This window comes from Roseibium sp. RKSG952 (assembly GCF_009711355.1).
In genome coordinates, this window is sequence record NZ_SMMF01000874.1 from 18007 (window position 1) to 23467 (window position 5461).

General features: G+C 56.6%; 4 protein-coding genes and 1 pseudogene. All 5 read left to right on the forward strand.

Going from position 1 to position 5461, the window contains the following annotated elements:
• Positions 1 to 865, forward strand: a pseudogene (locus E1297_RS12695) (cation acetate symporter); the annotation flags it as partial.
• A 106-nt stretch (positions 866 to 971) separates the two neighbouring features.
• Entirely contained in the window at positions 972 to 2795 is a 1824-nt protein-coding gene (locus E1297_RS12700; protein ID WP_155138628.1) for a DUF294 nucleotidyltransferase-like domain-containing protein, read from the forward strand.
• Positions 2796 to 2856: 61 nt separating this feature from the next.
• Complete coding sequence (locus tag E1297_RS12705; protein ID WP_155138630.1) at positions 2857 to 3375, forward strand: hypothetical protein; 519 nt, start codon at positions 2857 to 2859, stop codon at positions 3373 to 3375.
• A 2-nt stretch (positions 3376 to 3377) separates the two neighbouring features.
• Positions 3378 to 4790 carry a 3'-5' exonuclease gene (locus E1297_RS12710; protein WP_155138632.1) on the forward strand — a complete coding sequence of 471 codons (1413 nt, stop codon included), beginning with the start codon at positions 3378 to 3380 and terminating at the stop codon, positions 4788 to 4790.
• 88 nt (positions 4791 to 4878) lie between these two features.
• Positions 4879 to 5379: a flavin reductase family protein gene (locus E1297_RS12715; protein WP_155138634.1), complete on the forward strand. Its 501-nt coding sequence runs from the start codon at positions 4879 to 4881 to the stop codon at positions 5377 to 5379.
• Positions 5380 to 5461 lie beyond the last annotated feature (82 nt).

Here is a 5461-nt window from a genome sequence, read left to right on the forward strand (position 1 = left end):
CATGATGTGGCCCAATGGTGGCATTGATGGCGGTGCTGTGAAGGTCGAACAGATCGACAATGACGCGCGTTATGACTGGATGGCCACGTGGAAGAAAACCGGCCTGCTGGACTGGGAAGACAAGAACGGCGACGGCAAGATCCAGTACTATAACGACAAGAATGCCGACATGCAGGCGCTTGCCGAAGAAAAAGGCTGGGTCGGTAACGAGCTGACTAAGTTCAACCGCGATATCCTGGTTCTGGCCAACCCCGAAATTGCCAACCTGCCGGGTTGGGTGATCGGTCTGGTTGCTGCCGGTGGTCTTGCGGCCGCTCTGTCGACCGCCGCAGGTCTGCTGCTGGCGATTTCGTCGGCTGTGTCCCACGACCTTATCAAGGGTGCAATCAACCCGCAGATCTCGGAAAAGGGTGAACTGTTGTCAGCGCGGATCGCAATGGCTGTGGCCATTGTTGTTGCAACCTATCTGGGTCTGAACCCACCGGGCTTTGCGGCGCAGACGGTTGCCTTGGCCTTTGGTCTGGCGGCAGCCTCGATCTTCCCGGCGCTGATGATGGGGATCTTCTCGACCCGCATCAACAACACCGGTGCCGTTGCAGGTATGCTGGCCGGTCTGACCGTGACCCTGGTCTACATCTTCCTGCACAAGGGCTGGCTGTTCATTCCGGGCACCAACTCGTTCACCGATGCTGACCCGCTGCTGGGTCCGATCAAGTCGACCTCGTTCGGCGCAATCGGTGCAATGGTCAACTTCGGCGTCGCCTATGTGGTTTCCGGCATGACCAAGGAGACCCCACAGGAGATCAAAGATATGGTCGAAAGCATCCGCATTCCCCGTGGTGCGGGCGCAGCTCAGGACCATTGAGCATGATGCGGCCACTGGCTACTTTCCAAGGGCCGCGTCTTTCGACTGACTATTCCCGCCCGGCATTCCACCGGGCGGGATTTTTCCAGAATACCGGAGAAATCTGATGCCCCTGTCCCATGACCAGATCACCCGGTTCCTGAAATCCGTTCATCCCTATGACGCTCTGCCTGCCCCTGTGCTCGAGCAAGTCGCAAAACAGATCGAGGTCTGGGAGGTTGATGAGGATTCAGAAGTTTACGATCTGGGCCATACATTGCCCGGCGTATTCGTCATCTATGAAGGTCAGGTTGAAATCACGGATGAGAATGGTGCCATCGTGTCCCATCTCGGTCTTCGTAATTCTTTCGGTGAGCGGGGCCTGCTCAAAAACGGCAAGGCCGCCACCAAGGCGCGGGCGCATGCCCCATCCATTCTGATAGTCCTGCCTCCGGCTCTGGTGCGTGAGTTGATTGACGGGCATGACGTCGTTTCCAAATTCTTCAACCGCAGCCGGGGTGAGCGGGCTGGTCCGCAAAGTCTGGCCACCAGCTCGGTCGACATTCTGATGGCCTCGGATCCAACGACCTGCCCCCCTTCCACCCCAGTTCAGCACGCTGCACGGACGATGCGGGACAAGGGGATATCCTCACTTTGCGTGACCGACGACGACAACCTGCTGGGTATCGCAACCCTGCGAGACATTTCGGGAAAGTACGTCGCAGATGCGATGGCGCCAGATACGCCAATCTCGGCGATCATGACGCGCAACCCGATCACGCTGTCCCCCACAGATATCGGCTCTGACGTGCTTCACGTCATGATGGAACGCGGCATCGGCCATATTCCCATCACCGACCATGGCCGGCTTGTGGGCATAGTGACCCAGACAGATCTTACACATTATCAAGCTGTAAGTTCGGCCGAGCTTGTACGCAGGATAGCGCAGGCAAATTCAGCTGAGGAAATGGCGTCGGTCACAGCCGAAATACCGCAGCTGCTGGTGCAATTGGTGGCTAGTGGAAACCGGCATGAGATTGTGACCCGCCTCATCACCGATATTGCCGACACGGTGACGCGCCGACTACTCGCTTTGGCGGAACAGAAGATGGGCCCACCGCCGGTGCCGTATCTGTGGCTGGCCTGCGGCTCTCAGGGTCGACAGGAACAGACAGGCGTATCGGACCAGGACAACTGCATGATACTGGATGACGGCGTGTCCGATGCCGACATGACCTACTTCCACGCTCTGGCAAAGTTTGTTTCTGATGGATTGGACGCATGTGGGTATTTCTATTGCCCCGGGGACATGATGGCGACAAACCCACGCTGGTGTCAGCCTGCCCGTGTCTGGCGCGATTATTTTAGTGGTTGGATCAACAAGCCAAACCCCGAGGCGCAGATGCTGGCTTCCGTCATGTTCGACCTGCGCCCCATCGGTGGTGCGTTCGAGCTGTTCTCGGACCTGCAAGCAGATACGCTTGCCAAAGCCAACACCAATTCGATCTTTGTGGCCCATATGATCTCCAACTCGCTAAAGCACACACCACCGCTGAGCTTGTTGCGCGGATTTGCGACGATACGTTCGGGCGAGCATCGCAATACTCTGGATCTGAAGCACAACGGCGTTGTGCCGGTGGTCGATCTCGCCCGCATCTACAGCCTGCAAGGGCAACTGACCCCAGCGAACACACGTGCCCGCCTGAAAGCTGCCGAAAGCGCGGGTGTGCTCAGCGCATCAGGTGCTCGGGATTTGCTGGATGCGTATGATCTGATTGCTGAAACGCGGCTTGAACATCAGGTAAGACTGGTCAAATCCGGTGAAAAGCCAGACAACTACATGCCGCCCTCAGCCTTGTCCGACTTTGAGCGAAGTCATCTACGCGATGCATTTGTCGTGGTAAAAACGATGCAATCAGCGGTTGGGCATGGCAAGGGTATGTTGAGCTGACCTGCGGGCGGCCAAATCGGGAAACTGAAGGCGCAGATAGCGGGAAATACGGAGAAGCAGAATGTTTCTGGAACTGGTAGGCACAATCTTCGCAGGGCTCGCCTTTGCAGGTATCGTCATGGTGCTGAACAAGATGACGGGTGGCCGCCTGCCCCGTTGGGCCGCGCCGGTTGCCGCCGGTGTGGGCATGATCAGCATGACGGTCGCCAGCGAATACTCCTGGTACAAACGCACAAAGGACACCCTGCCCGAAGGTTTGGCAGTAATCCAAGAGGTTGAAAGCCGTGCTTTCTATCGTCCCTGGACTTACGCTGTTCCCTTCATTGATCGCTTTGCAGCCATCGACACAGTATCGGTTCGCACCCATGAGCAAGTGCCTGACGAGCGGTTGGTTGACCTGTACCTCTTCGGTCGCTGGGCCCCCGTATCCAAAGTGCCTGTGGCTGTAGACTGCGCAGAAAACCGTCGGGCCAATCTGGCAGACGGGGCCGATTTCGCCGATGATGGACGCCTTCTGAATGCCGACTGGATCAAAGTGCCATCCGATGATCCAATCATTGAGGCCACCTGCGGGGTTTGATCATGCTGACCCGTCTGAGCCTACGTCTGAGGATATTTCTGTTCTTTTGCCTGCTGGCTTTTGGCGGTCTTGTCATCAGTTCCGTTGCTTTGTGGATCAGCTATGCACGTGCTGGTGACCCTGATCTTGCCAACGCCTATATCTTTGCGGAAATCCTGATCGCCTTCGGCCTGCTGGCGCTGATTGCAGGCGTCTGGCTGCTGTTTGACGACAATGTTGCCAAACCAATTGAGCGGCTATCAGCCGAGCTTCGTGCACGTGCCCATGCCGGGGTCAGCAGCGACTTGGATCTTCAGGCCGCTCGCTATCTGGGGGATCTGGCCCCTGCCGCTGCAGGGCTTGCTGAGCAATTGGCAGAAAACGCGATGCAAACGGCCGAAGCTGTCGCTGCTGAAACCGCGCATTTGGCCTTTGAAAAAAAGCGGCTGACAGACCTGTTGTCTGAAATCCCCGTTGCCATGCTGCTGGCCAGTCCGAATCATCAGATCGTGCTTTATGATGCACAGGCCGCCGGTGTACTGGCACAGATTGCGCACCCCCGCCTGAACGCATCCCTATTTGACTACCTTGAACGAAAACCGCTTACGGATGCGTATGCCAAGCTCATCAAAACCGGGCTGGATGTATACTGCACCCTGACCAGTGCTGATGGAATGCAGACCTATACCGTGCGCATGAAGCCCTTGGGCGATGCACCAGGATACATGCTGATTTTCGAAGACAGCGTCGCGCGTATACCACCCGAAGCTGCGCGCCCACTGGTCTATGACTTTGATCTGCTCGAGACGCCCAGTGATGAGGCGTTTGAAAACCGCGCCTTGTCAGATTTGTGCTTTGTGGTGTTCGACACTGAAACCACCGGATTGTTGCCCCATAAGGACGAAATCGTTCAGATCGGCGCAGTTCGTGTGGTCAAAGGAAAGATCGTCGAAGGCGAGCAATTGAATACTCTGGTTGACCCGGGGATTCCGATCCCGGCTGCCTCGACCAAAGTCCACAAAGTCAGTGACCAAATGGTTCAGGGTGCCCCCGAAATCGCGCAAGCTGGTCGCATGTTCCACCACTTTGCTCGCGATGCCGTTATCGTTGCCCACAACGCACCCTTTGACATGGCGTTTCTACACCGCCATTCGAAGAGGATGGATGTCGAGTGGTCTCATCCAATCCTGGATACTGTGTTGCTGTCGGCAGTGGTGTTCGGGGCCAGCGAAACGCATACACTTGATGCGGTTTGTGAGCGGCTGGGTATCACGATTCCAGAGACCCTTCGGCATACGGCTTTGGGAGATGCGGTCGCCACCGCTGAAGCCTTGGTAAAGATGCTACCCATCCTGAATGCACGCGGAATGACCACGTTTGGCGATGTCATCAAGGAAACCCGCAAACATGGGCGATTGCTGGAAGATCTGAACTGATTGGAATTCCTTCAATCCGGATACAGCTTTTCATGGACAATCCCTGCGCAGCGTGGCACCTGAGGCGCGGCTACTGAATGAGCGCGCGATGATCGAGAAAACCTTTACCCCCGGCCCGGATGAAAGCCTTGCGTTTCGTGAGGCCCTGGGGTGTTTTGGCACCGGTGTGACGGTGGTCACAACCAATGCCGCCAACGGCCCTATCGCGATCACCGTGAACTCATTCGCTTCGGTGTCGCTTGATCCACCATTGGTGCTTTGGTGTTTGGCCAAAGATTCCAACCGGTTCGATGCGTTCAGTACGTGCCAGCATTATTCCATTCACGTCATGGCGCAAGAACAACAGGATCAGGCATTGAAATTCGCCCGCAACGGGCTGGATTTCTCACACGCTGATTGGGAAAGCGATCATGCCGGACGACCCAAGTTAGCTGATTGTCTCGCCCGTTTTGACTGTAGCCTGCACGATTGCCATGAAGCCGGCGATCATTTGATCCTTGTTGGCCGGGTCGAGACCGTAATGCATCGGTCGGGCAAAGGCCTGATCTTCAAGCGCGGACAATTTGGCGGGTTTGCCGATCCGATCTGATTACTCGTCCAGCGAACCGTGAACAGCCAGCGCTTCCAGCTGTGTTTCCTGCGGCGTGATCACACGGAATGCTTCGTGAACA

Excerpts from the sequence above, each read along its gene's own strand:
- E1297_RS12700 (WP_155138628.1), top strand. The coding sequence starts at position 972 with ATGCCCCTGTCCCATGACCAGATCACCCGGTTCCTGAAATCCGTTCAT.
- E1297_RS12705 (WP_155138630.1), top strand. The coding sequence starts at position 2,857 with ATGTTTCTGGAACTGGTAGGCACAATCTTCGCAGGGCTCGCCTTTGCA.
- E1297_RS12710 (WP_155138632.1), top strand. The coding sequence starts at position 3,378 with ATGCTGACCCGTCTGAGCCTACGTCTGAGGATATTTCTGTTCTTTTGC.
- E1297_RS12715 (WP_155138634.1), top strand. The coding sequence starts at position 4,879 with ATGATCGAGAAAACCTTTACCCCCGGCCCGGATGAAAGCCTTGCGTTT.